The sequence below is a fragment of the Nitrospirillum amazonense genome, from assembly GCF_007828035.1.
Lineage (GTDB): Bacteria > Pseudomonadota > Alphaproteobacteria > Azospirillales > Azospirillaceae > Nitrospirillum > Nitrospirillum amazonense.
In genome coordinates, this window is sequence record NZ_VITV01000001.1 from 673755 (window position 1) to 687942 (window position 14188).

9 protein-coding genes are annotated in these 14188 nt (G+C 65.4%); 7 read left to right on the forward strand and 2 right to left on the reverse strand.

Annotation, left to right across the window (positions count from 1 at the left end; all coding sequences use genetic code 11):
- Nucleotides 1-59: 59 nt before the first annotated feature.
- Together FBZ87_RS02910 and repA are read right to left on the reverse strand one after the other, a co-directional pair.
- The gene (locus FBZ87_RS02910) at nucleotides 60-1058 is read right to left on the reverse strand and encodes a ParB/RepB/Spo0J family partition protein (protein ID WP_145608856.1); all 999 of its coding nucleotides are present in this window, start codon (nucleotides 1056-1058) and stop codon (nucleotides 60-62) included.
- On the reverse strand, nucleotides 1055-2311 hold the full coding sequence (gene repA, locus FBZ87_RS02915; RefSeq protein WP_145608857.1) for a plasmid partitioning protein RepA: 1257 nt from the start codon (nucleotides 2309-2311) through the stop codon (nucleotides 1055-1057). The genes FBZ87_RS02910 and repA overlap by 4 nt, the downstream gene beginning before the upstream one ends.
- A 1159-nt stretch (nucleotides 2312-3470) precedes the next feature.
- Here repA and FBZ87_RS02920 point away from each other — a divergent pair.
- The 7 genes from FBZ87_RS02920 to FBZ87_RS02950 all read left to right on the forward strand — a co-directional run bounded on the left by FBZ87_RS02920 (nucleotide 3471) and on the right by FBZ87_RS02950 (nucleotide 14173).
- Entirely contained in the window at nucleotides 3471-4409 is a 939-nt protein-coding gene (locus tag FBZ87_RS02920) for a replication initiator protein A (RefSeq protein WP_145608858.1), read from the forward strand.
- A gap of 100 nt (nucleotides 4410-4509) precedes the next feature.
- On the forward strand, nucleotides 4510-6621 hold the full coding sequence (locus FBZ87_RS02925) for a S46 family peptidase (RefSeq protein WP_145608859.1): 2112 nt from the start codon (nucleotides 4510-4512) through the stop codon (nucleotides 6619-6621).
- A gap of 234 nt (nucleotides 6622-6855) precedes the next feature.
- The gene (locus FBZ87_RS02930) at nucleotides 6856-7305 is read left to right on the forward strand and encodes a hypothetical protein (protein WP_246134200.1); all 450 of its coding nucleotides are present in this window, start codon (nucleotides 6856-6858) and stop codon (nucleotides 7303-7305) included.
- Nucleotides 7306-7573: 268 nt separating this feature from the next.
- Nucleotides 7574-9619 (forward strand): S46 family peptidase, encoded by a 2046-nt coding sequence (locus FBZ87_RS02935; RefSeq protein WP_246134201.1) that lies wholly within the window; start codon nucleotides 7574-7576, stop codon nucleotides 9617-9619.
- Between the two features lie 362 nt (nucleotides 9620-9981).
- Nucleotides 9982-11046, forward strand: coding sequence for an HlyD family secretion protein (locus FBZ87_RS02940; RefSeq protein WP_145608861.1), 1065 nt, complete (start codon nucleotides 9982-9984; stop codon nucleotides 11044-11046).
- A gap of 11 nt (nucleotides 11047-11057) precedes the next feature.
- Nucleotides 11058-12665 carry a DHA2 family efflux MFS transporter permease subunit gene (locus tag FBZ87_RS02945; RefSeq protein ID WP_211106824.1) on the forward strand — a complete coding sequence of 536 codons (1608 nt, stop codon included), beginning with the start codon at nucleotides 11058-11060 and terminating at the stop codon, nucleotides 12663-12665.
- A 5-nt stretch (nucleotides 12666-12670) separates the two neighbouring features.
- Nucleotides 12671-14173, forward strand: a complete 1503-nt coding sequence (locus FBZ87_RS02950; RefSeq protein ID WP_145608862.1) for an efflux transporter outer membrane subunit — start codon at nucleotides 12671-12673, stop codon at nucleotides 14171-14173.
- Nucleotides 14174-14188 lie beyond the last annotated feature (15 nt).

Consider the following 14188-nt stretch of genomic DNA (forward strand, 5'->3'; position numbering starts at 1 on the left):
CGAAGTTTTTTCAGAAAAACCGCAGGGATGAACCCTGGCCGTACAGATAAGGCGAACCCTTAATCCGGCACATCCAGGCCGCAGCGGCGCAGTGCCTCTGGCAACTGGGCGAACAGCGCATCCAAGGCCTGTGGTGGCAACCCCGCTGCCAGGCGCAGGATGGGCCGCCCCTCATGCAACGACAGGCGCACAAGCACTTGGCCTGTACGGGACCGGATGACCCGCTCCCCAGCCAGTTCCGGTTCCGGGACCCCTTCCCTCTGCGCCGCTGCCATCAGGGCACGCAGACGGGCAGCGAAGCTCAAATTATCATCCGCCCCCTTCCCGCTCAGTTCGGCGGCGGTTGCCTCCACCCGGGCGGCCACCTCTTCGCTTTCAGCCATCAGGCGAGCCAGCTTGGCCCCATCGCTGATTTTCAACGGCCTCGGATCATCCAGGGCCGCAACCACCGTGGCCGGCAGCTCGGCGAACTTCAGCAGGTTGGACAGATGCCCCTTGCTGAAGTCCAGCCGCTCCATCAACTCAGCCCGGCTCATCAGCCCGGTATCCAGCACAGTCTTCAGCTGCACCGCCCGTTCGTAGGCGGAGATGTCGGCGCGGGCCTCGTTCTCCTGCACCATCTTGATCAGCAGATCGCGGTCGTCCGCCTGCATCACCCGCGCCACCACCTTGCGACCCAGTTGACGGCAGGCCGCCGTCCGGCGATGACCGGCGATCAGCTCATATCCGTTGCCGTCCGCCGCCGGGCGCACCAGCACCGGTGCCAGCTGGCCATGACGCAGGATGTCCTGCACCAGGGTGGCGAAGGCGGCATCGGCGAAGGCGGCGGTGTGCCGGTCCTGGTATTGGGTGCTATGGATGTCGGCCGGATCCAGCTCCAGCAATACGCGTCCACTGTCGCGCAGCGTCTCCAGCTCCTTGGCACTGTCCTGGAACACGCTCTCGATCTGGTTGACGATTGGGATAGCGGATCGGGGGGAAACGGGCCGCGCCGCCCGAGTGGCGGTCAGGTCGCCGATGGCATTGTCCAGTTCGGCCATTCTGTCCTTGCGGCTCATCGCGTTCCCTCCCGCGCCGGCGTGCGCTTCCAGATGTCCCAGATAACCCGCTCGATCTCGGCGTTCACGTTGTTCAGATATTCCAGTCCGCGCTCATAGGTACGGCGGTTCACGTCGCTGGCCTCGAGCTCGTAATAGCTCTGCTTCAGGTTGCCGGCGCTATCCAGACCCGTGGTCAGCGCCATGCGGTTCTCCAGCAGCGTGTCGGCAAAGATGCTGCCCATCCACTTCACCAACTGGCTCTGGTTGCCATCGGCCGTCTGGTATTTGGAAACCAGCAGGCGCACGGCGTCGAAGGTCTTCACCCGACCGCCTTCGGCTTGCGCCAAGGTGGACAGCGTTTCATAGACCATCCGGAAGAAGCGGCCAGCGGAACTGAAATCCAGCATGCTGGGTGGAATGGGAATCAGCAGGAAATTCGCGGCCATGACGGCGTTGATCGACAGGTAGCTGAGCGATGGCGGGCAGTCGCAGACGATGATGTCGTAATCCTGGTCGATGCTGGGCAGGGCGTCGGCAAGGATGCGCCAGAAGCGAAGTTCCCGCTGGCGCATCTGCCGCACCGGCACTTCGAACTCCGTGGAGTACAGGCCAAGGTTGGCGGGGATGACGTCCAGCCCGTCCCAGTAGGTCTTCTGGATCAGCGGCCGCAGATCGTTGATCCGTTGGCTGTCGTCCAGGGTGAACAGGCGGTACAGCGTATCCAACCGGTCGAACTGCTCATCCGGGACGAAACCGAACAGCGATGTGGCGCTGGCCTGGCTGTCGAGGTCTATCATCAACACCCGATAGCCTTGCAGAGCCAGGTACTGCGCCAAGTGGACGGAGTGGGTGGTCTTGGCCGCCCCGCCCTTGAAGTTGGCGACGGTGATGACCGACAGCTTTTCCCCCGCTTCACGATCGCGACCCACGCGATAGCGCACGTCACCGGTCTGCTGGAACAGCTGGCGGCGAATCTGGTTCACCTCCGCCAGGGTGAAGCCGCGGCGGTTGTTGCCGCCGATGACGGTGCCCTGGGGGAACTGCTCGTTCTTCAGCAGGGCGCGCAGGTGGCTCTCCGAGATACGGATCAGCCGGGCCGCTTCCGAGGTCGGAAATAGGCGCAGGCTCTTGGCGTGGCCGGGATAGGCCTGCACCTCGATGATCTTGCGCTGGATGGCGTCACAGCCTTCCGAGTGGTCCAGGAAAATTTGCAAGGGGTCGTCGCCGGCCGGCATGGCGTTATCGGCGGGCGCGCTGACATCGGTGGTCATTGGTGTATCCGAGGGGCTGCCAGAGATGGCCGGATAATGCCCAACGGCGATCCGGACGCCAACCGCGATCTTCAGGCAAATATGCGGATAACTGACTCATCATCGATTTTTTGCCGATTAGGCGAAAAAATTCGCTGATGGGATTTCATCAATTGGCTGAGCCACCGCCTTTGGTAACTGTAACCTTGAAAGCGGGGCGATCGGAACTGCAAATCGTGGCGATCTTCTATTGGGCGCACCCCGATCTTCAAGGGAACGGATACCAATTCCAACGGATGAGGTGTCCCGTCGGAAATGGCGCATTTCCTGGGTTTTCTCTGAAATACCGATGACGAGCGCGCATCGATCGGGGAGTGAGCTTGAGGGGAAAGCCAGCTGTGGAACCCGCAAAGCTTGATCCCGTGGCCATTGTCCGTGTCCCGGAAAGGCTGGCCTGTGGATAGTTTCTTTAAAAGGATTCAGGGTTAAAGAGATATAGGGTTTAACTGTTACAGCGACAGAAAATGCCGTTTTCCCAATAGCTTAATGACGCATTTGGTAACCATTCCCGCGACTCCCGGTTTCCGAACCCTGGGGCTGCGGAGTCCAAACCCTGGAGTCTCGGGTCACCGAACCCTTGGCCGTTGGTTTCCAAACCCTGGAGTTGGGAAAAACGGTATCCGAACCCTTGAGGGAAAACAGGGCGAGTCGACCGGAGTCGGTTGCCATACCCTTGATCTTGGTTGCCGTTCCCTCAATCCCGGTTGCGGTTCCCTTGAGTTCGGGAGGTTGGGCGGTCCGGTTCCGGACTCTGATACCGCGATCCGACTCACCATGGGCCCGAGTCCGGCTGATTTCAACCCGCCGTGATGAGTCGGCCAAGTCTATCCCGAGTCGATTCAAGGGTTCGGTTACCGAAGCTCACGGGTTCGGATACCTGCGATCCTATCGACTCGACGTGGACACCAGATTTTGGGGGTGGCACCGCCAGAATCTCAAGGGATCGGCAACCAAGCGTGTTTTTGCCGTTGGCGGTGACGATTGGCCGCGTTCATCATCCGGAGTCCGAACGCCCTATCCATGGTGGATGGGGCCTGCTGTGTGAGGGGTGGCGACAATGGCGGGGACGATGACAGGGACTGCGGACAGGATTTCCGCGCCGGCCATGGTGGAAGCCCCGATGGCTGGCAGCCAGCTGGCCCTGGCCCTGGACAGCCCCCTGATCGGCAAGGTGAAGAACGACCGCCTGGTCATGGTCTTCAACTTCTTCGCCCTCAGCAAGGAGACGGTGACGGAGCTGCCGGTCTACGATGACGGCACCGTTCGCATCGAGGTCACCGGCACCAAGCACGGCGTCGCCAACATCTGGGACAAGGAGGTGCTGATCTACCTCGTCTCCCTGATCCAGGACAAACTGAACCGGGGTGAACCGGTCAGCCCGCGCCTCACCTTCACCGGCCATGATTTTTTCCGCGTGGTAGGCATCCACGCCACCAACACCGCCTATCAACGGCTGGAGGACGCGCTGAAGCGCCTGCAGTCCACCCAGGTGCTGACCAACCTGGAGACAGGGGGCGAGGGGGAAACGGGCGCCTTCTCGTGGGTGCTGGACTACCGCATCAACTACCGTCGCGACAAGGATGGTGGGAAGACCATGAAGTCGCTGACGGTGCAACTGTGCGACTGGCTGTACCGGGCGGTGGTCAAGGACCGCAAAATCCTCACCTACCACCCCGACTACTTCAAGCTGTCGCCCACGGAAAAGCGGCTGTACGAGATTGCGCGCGCCCATTGCGGCAACCAGGGCGCGTTCAAGATGAACATTGAGAAGCTGCGCCTGCGTGTCGGCGCCGAAAGCGACTTGAAGGTGTTCAAGGCCCGGCTGGTGGCCCTGGCCAAGAAGCGCCAGGCGCTGCCGGAATACGGGCTGACGGTGGTCGATCCCCGCCGCTGGGGCCGCGACCGCAACGCCCCGCCGCCGCCGGGTCGCACGCCGCTGAAGAGCCACATGGTCTATTTCTTCCGTACCGACAGTCTGTCGGCCATGGCGCCCTTCGACCAGGCACCGGAGTTTCCGGACGCCCAGCCCGATATGATGATGGGTGACCTGGCGGCCTAAGGGGCCGCCGCCAACCTTGCAATCCCACGACAGACATGCTGCAAGTCGGAAAACCCGGCTGCGGGGCACGGGATCGACCTGTCGTGAGGAATTTACTGGTATGCGCGATTTCCTGAAGGGCGTGTCGTTGAGCGCCCCGGTGGTCACCGTTTTGGCCGCCGCTTTGGCTGGCCTGCTGCTGGTGCCCACGGTGGCCGGCGCCGATGAAGGCATGTGGACCTTCAACAATTTCCCCAGCGCCAAAGTGAAGCAGGCCTATGGCTTCAGTCCGGACCCGAAGTGGCTGGAACGGGTGCAGCTGGCCTCGGTCCGCCTGGCGCGCGGCTGCTCGGGCGCCTTCGTCTCCGCCAGCGGCCTGGTGCAGACCAACCATCACTGCGCCCGCGCTTGCATCCAGCAGGTCTCCACCGCCGACCACAACCATATCAAAGACGGCTTTTACGCGGCCGAACTGAAGGACGAGGCCAAGTGCCCCGATATGGAAGTCAACCAGCTGGTCCAGATCACCGACGTGACCCAGCGGGTGAACGCCGCCACCGCCGGCAAGGAGGGCGATGCCTTCTCCGCCGCCTTGAAGGAGGTGCAGGCCGCCATCCAGACGGAATGCACCGGCGGCGCCGATGACACCCGCTGCGACGTGGTCGAGCTCTACCACGGCGGCGCCTACAACCTTTATATGTACCATCGCTATCAGGACGTGCGCCTGGTGTTCGCGCCGGAAGAGGACATCGCCTTCTTCGGCGGCGATCCGGACAACTTCGAGTTTCCGCGCTACGACCTCGACGTCTCCTACGTCCGCGTCTACGACAAGGACGGCAAGCCGCTGAACACCAAGGCGACCTATTTCCCTTACGCTTCCCATGATGCGAACGAGGGGGACCTGGTCTTCACCTCCGGCAATCCTGGCCGGACGGAGCGCTTGGACACCGTGGCCGAGCTGGAATATGAGCGCGACCATGCCCTGCCCGACCGGCTGCTGTACCTGTCGGAACTGCGGGGCATCCTGCTGCAGTTCACGGCTCAGGGTGAGGAGAACGCCCGTATCGCACGCACCAAGCTGTTCACCCTGGAGAACAGCTACAAGGCGCTGTACGGCGGGCTGCAGACCCTGGTCGACCCGGCCCTGATCAATGCCAAACGCAAGGAGGAGGCGGCGCTGAAGGCGCTCATCGACGCCGACCCGGCGTTGAAGCAGCAGTACGGCGACCCCTGGGCGGCCATCGCCAAGTCGGTGGACCACTACGCCGTGGTCGCCACCCGCTATCAGGTGCTGGAGGGCAGCCGCAGTTTCACCCAGTCCGACATGTTCACCTATGCGCGCAACCTGGTGCGCGCCGCCAGCGAACGACCCCTGCCGGACGGCAAGCGCCTGCGGGAATACACCGACGCCAACTTCCCCTCCATCCGCCAGCGCCTGCTGTCCAACAGCCCGGTCTATCCGGAGCTGGAACGGGTGCTGATGCGCATGCAATTGGTCTACATGCAGCGCCAGCTGGGCCCGGATGACCCCCTGGTGCGGAAGGTCTTCCGCAACCGCTCTGCCCAGCAGATCGCGGATGAACTGGTGAAGGGCTCCGGCCTGGGGGACCCGGCGGAGCGCAAGCGCCTGCTGGAAGGCGGCCAGGCGGCCCTCGACGCCTCCACCGATCCCATGATCACGTTCGCCAAGCTGGTGGACGCCGACGCCCTGGCCGCCCGCCGCGATGTCGAAGCCAACGTGTCGGCCGTGCAGCAGAAGAACGCTGGTTACATCGCCCAGGCCATGTTCAAGGTGCACGGCACGTCCGTCTACCCGGACGCCACCTTCAGCCCTCGCGTCTCCTACGGGACGGTGAAGGGCTATGAGCAGAACGGCCAGCACGTGGCGCCCTTCACCACCATGGGCGGCACCTTCGACCGCGCCACCGGCGCCTTCCCCTTCGCCTTGCCCGACAGCTGGCTGAAGGCCAAGGACGCCATCAACCCCGCGCAGAAGTTCGATGCCGTCAGTACCAACGACATCATCGGCGGGAATTCCGGTTCCCCCGTCATCAACAAGGACGCGGAAGTCGTGGGTCTGATCTTCGACGGCAACATCCAGTCGCTGGGCGGCGACTACGGCTATGACGGTTCGGTCAACCGCGCCGTCTGGGTCTCGGTCGGCGCCCTGAAGGAGGCGCTGGCCAAGGTCTACCAAGCCAACCGCCTGTCCAAGGAGCTGGGCGCCCATTGAGAACCAGGGGTGGGGGAGGGGCGGCGGATGCATACCGCGGGCCTTTTTCCATGCGCGGGCATCGGAGTAGGTAAACCAAATGCCGCACCCGCCGGGCCGTCAGGTAAAGGCCATAATCCCGTATTATAGGGCAGGGATGGCCCCGAGCGCCCCGGGGCCCTTACCTGACGTGACCAAGGGCGGCTTGGGGCGGAGTACCGCATCGGCGGCTCCGCCGTCTGAAAGAGGATGATCATGCAGCGCGTGTTCAAGGCTCCGTTCCTGGTGATGATGTCGCTGGTGGTGGCCTTGCTGGCGTTGGCCGGCGGCGCCGCCCCGGCGAGCGCCCGCACCTTCGTCAGCGTTGGTATCGGCGTCGGCCCTTTTTATCCGGCGGGTTATTACGGCGCCTATTGGCATGACCCTTACTGGCGCTGGCGCGGCCCTTACTGGGCGCCCTACCCCGTGGCGTACGCACCCTATCCCTACTACGCGCCTCCGGCCTATGTAGCGCCGGCCCCGGCCGTGGTTCAGGCGCCGCCGCCGGTGGTGGCACAGCCCGTCCAGGCTGTGGCGGCCAAGCCGGCCTATGACCAGGCCAACTGCCGCGAATACACCTCCACCATCACCGTGGCGGGACAGCCCAGCCAGCAGGTGGGTACCGCCTGCCGGCAGCCTGACGGGTCCTGGCGCATCGTCAACTGACGGGCCAGCCCCTGTCCCTGTCATTGAAGTCCCTGTTCATTGGAATAGGCGTCACGCGAACCCCAGGGCTTTCCCTGGGGTTTTCGCGTTCCGGGCCGCGACATTTGCACTTCCGTTACAAAATCCTGTCCCGCCCGCATCTGGCTTAGGGGTATGCTCATGAGAATGTACCGCCCGGCGGGGAGGCCGGGATCAAGAGGTACAAACGGGCATGCAAGGGACAGGGACCATGCGTACGGGGCTTAGGGTGGCTGTGGTAGGCGGCTGCTTGTCCGGGTTTTTCGCCTCCACGCCTTTCGGGGCCCGCGCCGATGAGGGATTGTGGACCTTCAACCACTTCCCCAGTGCCAAAGTCCAGGAGACCTACGGCTTCGAGCCTACCGCCCAGTGGCTGGACCATCTCCGCATGGCGTCCCTGCGGCTGCCCCGGGGCTGCTCCGCTTCCTTCGTTTCTCCCGCCGGCCTGGTCCAGACCAACCACCACTGCACCCGCGATTGCCTGCAGCAATTGTCCTCACCCACTAACAACCTGGTGCAGGACGGTTTCTACGCCGCCAAGCCGGAGGACGAGGTGAAATGCCCCGACGTGGAAGCCAACCAACTGGTGGGCATCACCGACGTCACCCCCCAGGTCAGGGAGGCGGTGGCGGGCCGTGAGGGCCAGGATTATGGTCGCGCCCTGCGCGAGGTGCTGGCCAAGCTGCAGCGTGACTGCGCTGGCGGGGATGAGGCCATCCGCTGCGACGTGGTGGAGTTGTACCGGGGCAGCGTCTACGACGTGTACAAATACCGCCGCTACCAGGACGTGCGCCTGGTGTTCTCACCCGAGGAAGACATCGCCTTCTTCGGCGGCGATCCCGACAATTTCGAATTCCCCCGCTTTGACCTGGATGTGGCCTTCCTGCGCGTTTATGACGAGCATGGCGCGCCCCTGAACACCCAGGCCAACTACTTCGCCTACGCCCCCCGGGATGCGCAGGAGGGCGACCTGGTCTTCACTTCGGGCAATCCCGGCACCACCGAACGCCTCGATACGGTGGCGGAACTGGAATATGACCGCGACGTCGTCCTGCCGGAATGCCTGGTCTATCTGGCAGAGCTGCGCGGCCTGCTGCTGCAATTCTCCGCCGAGGGGGCCGAACACGCGCGCGTGGCCTTCGCCAAGCTGTTCGCGGTGGAAAACGCCTACAAGGCCCGCCTGGGTCAGTTCCGCGCCCTGGTCAATCCGGGCCTGATCGACAGCCGCAGGCGGGCGGAGAATGAGCTGCGGGCCAAGGTGGCCGCCGACCCGCAGTTCCAGCAGCGCTTCGGCGATCCCTGGGCCGCCATTGCCCAGGCCGTGAGCCATTACCGCGCCGTCGCCGACCGCATGGAGGTGGTGGAGGAGGGACGCGGGCCCCAATCCGACCTGTTTGCCTACGCCCGCCTGCTGGTGCGCGCGGCGGAACAGCGCCAGCTGCCCGACATCAAGCGATTCCAGGAATTCACCGACGCCGGCATCCCTTTCACCCGCCAACGCCTGCTGGCGAACGCACCCATTTCCAACGACCTGGAAAAGCTGTTGCTGCGCGCTTGGCTGGTCCAGCTGCGGCGGGTGCTGGGGCCGGACGATCCCCTGGTGCGCGACGTGCTGGGCGCGCAGACGGCGGAGAAGATGGCCAGCGATTTGGTGGACGGCACCCGCCTGGCCGACCCCAACGAACGCAAGCGCCTGCTGATGGGCGGCATCGAGGCCATCAAGAACAGCCACGACCCCTTGATCCGCTTCGCGCAGGAGGTGGACAAGCAGGCACTGGCCATCCGGCGCGACGTGGAGGTGAATGTGGAAGCGGTGGAACGGCGCAACGCCGGTGTCATCGCCCAGGTCGTCTTCGCCGCCAAGGGCACCGGCGCCTACCCGGACGCCACCTTCTCCCCCCGCGTGTCCTACGGCACGGTGAAGGGCTATGACGAGAACGGCCGCCATGTGCGCTACTACACCACCATGGGCGAGGCCTATGGCCGCGCCACCGGGGCGGAACCCCTGGCCCTGCCGCGCTCCTGGCTGCGTGCCCGCAACGATGTGGACTTCGGCCGCAAGCTGAACATCGTCAGCACCAACGACATCGTGCGCGGCAATTCCGGCTCGCCGGTGGTCAACACCGACGGCCAGGTGGTGGGCATGATCTTCGACGGCAACAGCCAGTCGCTGGGCGGTGATTTCGGCTTCGATGACAACTCCAACCGCGCCGTCTGGGTGTCGGTCGGGGCGGTGAAGGAAGCGCTGACCAAGATCTATGGCACCACCCGTCTGAACCGCGAACTGGGCATCTAGCGTCGTCGGCTGACCCTGTGATCGCCGCCGCTGACAGGCGCCTCCAGCTGGTGATAAGCGAGGTGGCGTCATCGCGGAAAATGGCCTGGAATTTTAAGGTTTTGGCCGGGCGTACGGGCCTGCGCTCACATCTCACGGTGTTGGCGCTTGCCGCATCCCAGATCTGCGCCATCCTCATTAGGTGCGTTCCGGAACCATAAGCAATAACTTGCTTGCAAGCAGTTTCCGCGCCGCAGGATTTCGCGGCACCTTCCACACATCCCCATTCCTTGACCCGGCCAGGCCGGGCCCAAGGCGTTAGCACCCCTCCCGGGTGCCCAAGCCCGATCCGGCCTTCAACGATCAGGGACCAAAGGACCATCATGACCAGCGCGCCCACCGCCCTTCCGCCCAAGCGTTCCCCCCTGCCGCGTATCATCGGTTTCGGCGTGCTGGCCATCATCGTGGTCGGTGGCGTCGTCCTCTGGCTCAGTGGCCGGGGCAAGGAATCCACCGACGACGCCTTCACCGAGGGCCGGGTGGTGACGGTGGCGCCCAAGGTTTCAGGCTTGGTGATCGAGCTGGCGGTGCAGGATAACCAGAAGGTGAAGGCCGGCGACCTGCTGTTCCGCATCGATCCCCGCGATTACCAGAACACCCGCGACCGCGACGCCGCGCAGCTGCAACTGGCGCAGGCGCAGCTGGCGCAGGCGCAGACCAACCTGGAAATCGCCCAGGTCTCCTACCCGGCGCAGCTGGACCAGGCCCGCGCCGCCCGCGCCCAGGCCGAGGCCACGCTGGTCCGGGCGAAGTCCGACCTGGCGCGCCAGACCGAGATCGACGTCCGCGCGACCACCAAGTCGCAGATCGACGCCGCCCAGGCGGCATTCCGCACCGCCCAGGCCCAGCTGGCCGACGCCGACGCCAAGCTGCGCTCGGCGGAGCAGGCGCCGCGCAATATCGAGGTCGCCGCCACTCAGGTGAAGCAGTGGGAGGCCCAGGTGGCCGCCGCCCAGGCCGAACTGGCCCAGGCGGAGCTGAACCTGTCCTACACCACCGTGGTGGCGCCGCAGGATGGCTGGGTGACCAAGCGCGCGGTGGAAAAGGGCAACTATCTGCAGGTGTCGCAGTCGGCCATGACGCTGGTGACGCCGGAGGTGTGGGTGGTCGCCAACTTCAAGGAAAACCAGCTGAAGCACATGCGCGTGGGCCAGCCGGTCGACATTGATGTCGACGCCTTCCCCGACCTGAAGCTGACCGGCGCCGTCGACAGCTTCCAGATGGGCACCGGCTCGCGCTTCACCGCCTTCCCGGCGGAAAACGCCACCGGCAACTTCGTGAAGATCGTCCAGCGCCTGCCGGTCAAGATCAAGGTGACGGGCGGCCTGCCCGCCGATCACCCCCTGCCCCTGGGCCTGTCGGTCGAACCTACCGTCAACCTGAACTGAGGGGGGCGGCGGTGAGCGAAGGACTTCCCCCACCCGAGGCGGATCACGGGGCGTCGGCCTGGCGCCCCAAGCACAACCCCTACCTTGTCGCCATGGTGGTGACGGTCGCCACCTTCATGGAGGTGCTGGACACCACCATCATCAACGTGGCCCTGCCGCACATCGCCGGCAGCCTGTCGGTGGGCACGGATGAAAGCACCTGGACCCTGACCTCCTACCTGGTGGCCAACGGCATCGTGCTGCCCGTGTCCGGCTGGCTGGGCCGCATGATGGGGCGCAAGAACTACTTCCTGCTGTCCATCATCATGTTCACGGTGTCGTCGCTGCTGTGCGGCCTGTCGACTTCGCTGCCGGAACTGATCATCTTCCGCCTGATGCAAGGTTTCTTCGGCGGCGGCCTGCAGCCCAACCAGCAGTCCATCCTGCTGGACACGTTCGAGCCGGCCAAGCGCGCCACCGCTTTCGGCGTCACGGCCGTCGCCATCATCGCCGCCCCCATCATGGGGCCGACGCTGGGTGGCTGGATCACGGACAATTTCAGCTGGCGCTGGGTGTTCCTGATCAACGTGCCGGTGGGTGTCATCGCCACCTTCGCCATCTCGGCGGTGGTGGAGGATCCGCCCTGGGCCAAGGCTGGTGCCGGCAAGGGCAAGCGCAACATCGACGTGGTCGGCCTGTCGCTGATCGCCGCCGGCTTCGCCTGCCTGCAGATCGTGCTGGACCGGGGCGAGCAGGAGGACTGGTTTTCCAGCGGCTTCATCCAGGCTTTCGGCGTTGGCGCCGTGCTGGGCTTGGTGGGCGCCGTCGTCTGGCTGCTGGACCGGCCCGATCCCATCGTCAACCTGCGGGTCTGGAAGAACAAGGATTTCGCCATCGGCACCCTGTTCATCAGCATCATGGCCGCCACCCTTTATGGCAGCGCCGTGCTGATTCCGCAGCTGGCGCAATCCCAGCTGGGCTACACCGCCACCTGGTCGGGCATGATCCTGTCGCCCGGTGGCTTCATGATCCTGTTCATGATTCCCATCATCACCCGCGTGCTGCTGAAGAAGTTCCAGGCCCGCTTCATCGTGGCAACCGGCTTCTTCCTGCTGGGCATCGCCATGTTCTACACGGGCACCATCACGCCCCAGGTCAGCTTCCTGAACCTGATGAGCATGCGCCTGGCCCAGACCTTCGGCACGGCACTGCTGATGATCCCCATCAGCACGGTGGCCTTCGCCTCCGTCCCGCGGGAGATGAACGGCGACGCCGCCGCCCTCTACGCCATGTCGCGCAACCTGGGCGGCAGCATCGGCATCGCCCTGGTCACGGCCTATCTGACCCAGCGGTCGCAGGTGCACCAGGCCTATCTGGTCGAACACCTGTCGGACCTGAACATGGGTTATCAGATGACCAAGCAGGCCTGGATGAACGGCCTGGCTGGCCACGGGCTGACGCCCTCGCAGATGGACTCCTCAGCGCTGGGCGGCATCTACCGCGCCCTGGTGCGCCAAGCGGCCATCCTGGGCTACGTCGACGTCTTCCGCATATCCGGCGTGGTCGCCTTCTGCGTCGTGCCCCTGGCCTTTTTCATGAAATCCACCAAGGCGGCGCCCAAGCCCGCCGCCGCGGAGTGACCCTGATGCCCGCTTCCACTCCCCTTTTCCCGCTTCCGCGCCGAGCCCGGCTGCTGGCCGCCACGGCGGCCCTGGCCTTGACCGCCGCCTGCACCCTGGGTCCGGACTACCAGCCGCCGGCGGCCGACGCCCCCACGGCGTGGAGCGCCACGACCACCCAAGCGACGGGCCAGGTGGCGGGCAAGACCCAGGTCAATACCGACCCCACCGTGCTGGCCCATTGGTGGACGGAGTTCCACGATCCCACGCTGGACAAGCTGGTGGCCGATGTGGTCGCCGGAAACCTGGACCTGAAGGTGGCGGAACAGCGCATTCTGTCCGCCCGCGCCCAGCGCCAGCAGGCAGCGGCGGCCCAATACCCCAGCGTGAAGGGGGAGAGCGCGGCCATGCGCAACCGCCTGCCCCCGGGGGCGACCGGTTCACTCGGCGGCACCAGCAACATCTTCCTGGCGGGCTTTGACGCCTCATGGGAACTGGACCTCTTCGGCGGCACCCGCCGCAGCATCGAGGCGGCCGACGCCAACATCGAGGCGGGTATCGAGAACCGGCGCTCGCTGGTCATGTCCATGCTGGCCGAATTGGGCACTGACTACGCCGCCCTGCGGTCCGTCCAGGCGCGCATCGTCATCGCCAACGAGAACGTGCGCCTGTCGCAGGAAACCCGCGACCTGACGGCCGCGAAGTACAAGGTGGGCCTGGCGACCGAACTGCAGCTGGCGGAGGCTGACGGCCAGTTGGAACAGCAGAAGGCGGTACTGCCGTCGCTGGCGACCCAGGCGGCCCAGCGGGCCCACGCCATCGCCACCCTGACCGGCCGCACCCCCGCCGACGTGGACAGCCTGCTCACCACCGCCGGACCGGAGGTACCCCTGCCGCCCTCCCTGCCGGCCAGCCTGCCGTCCGAGGTGGTGCGGGCCCGTCCCGACATCCGGGCCGCCGAGCGCACCATGGCCGCCACCAACGCCCAGATCGGCGTGAAGGAGGCGGCGCGCTTCCCCAAGCTGTCGCTGGGCCTGATCGGCGGCTTCCTCAACCCCGACATCGGCAAGCTGCTGCAGGGCGACAGCTTCGGCTGGAGCGTGGGCCCCACCCTCAGCGGCCCCATCTATGATGGCGGCCGCCTGAAGGCTGGGGTGAAGGATGCCGAGGCCCAGGCCGAAGAGGCGCGCCTCACCTACCGCAAGACGGTGCTGACCGCCTTCCAGGAGGTGGAGGACGCGCTGGTCGCCTACGCCAACGAGCGCCAGCGGAACGAGACCTTGCACCGCGCCCTGGACGCCGCCCAGTTGGCGCAGGACCGCGCCCGGTCGCAGTACCGCGCCGGCCTGGCCGACTTCCTGACCGTGCTGGATGCCGACCGCACCCTGGCCACGTCCAAGGACGCCGTCGCGCAGAGCGACTATGCCCTGGTGCAGCAGACCATCGCCCTCTACAAGGCGCTGGGCGGCGGCTGGCAGGCCGGGGAGACGACCACGGCCGCCGGCGCCGCCAGCGCGCCGCCAGCGTGACCCGGGGGGCGGCAA

Coding starts and splice junctions, on each gene's coding strand:
- FBZ87_RS02930 (WP_246134200.1), top strand. CDS start 6,856: ATGCAGCGCGTGTTCAAGGCTCCGTTCCTGGTGATGATGTCGCTGGTG.
- FBZ87_RS02940 (WP_145608861.1), top strand. CDS start 9,982: ATGACCAGCGCGCCCACCGCCCTTCCGCCCAAGCGTTCCCCCCTGCCG.
- FBZ87_RS02925 (WP_145608859.1), top strand. CDS start 4,510: ATGCGCGATTTCCTGAAGGGCGTGTCGTTGAGCGCCCCGGTGGTCACC.
- FBZ87_RS02910 (WP_145608856.1), bottom strand. CDS start 1,058: ATGAGCCGCAAGGACAGAATGGCCGAACTGGACAATGCCATCGGCGAC.
- FBZ87_RS02920 (WP_145608858.1), top strand. CDS start 3,471: ATGGCTGGCAGCCAGCTGGCCCTGGCCCTGGACAGCCCCCTGATCGGC.
- FBZ87_RS02950 (WP_145608862.1), top strand. CDS start 12,671: ATGCCCGCTTCCACTCCCCTTTTCCCGCTTCCGCGCCGAGCCCGGCTG.
- repA (WP_145608857.1), bottom strand. CDS start 2,311: ATGACCACCGATGTCAGCGCGCCCGCCGATAACGCCATGCCGGCCGGC.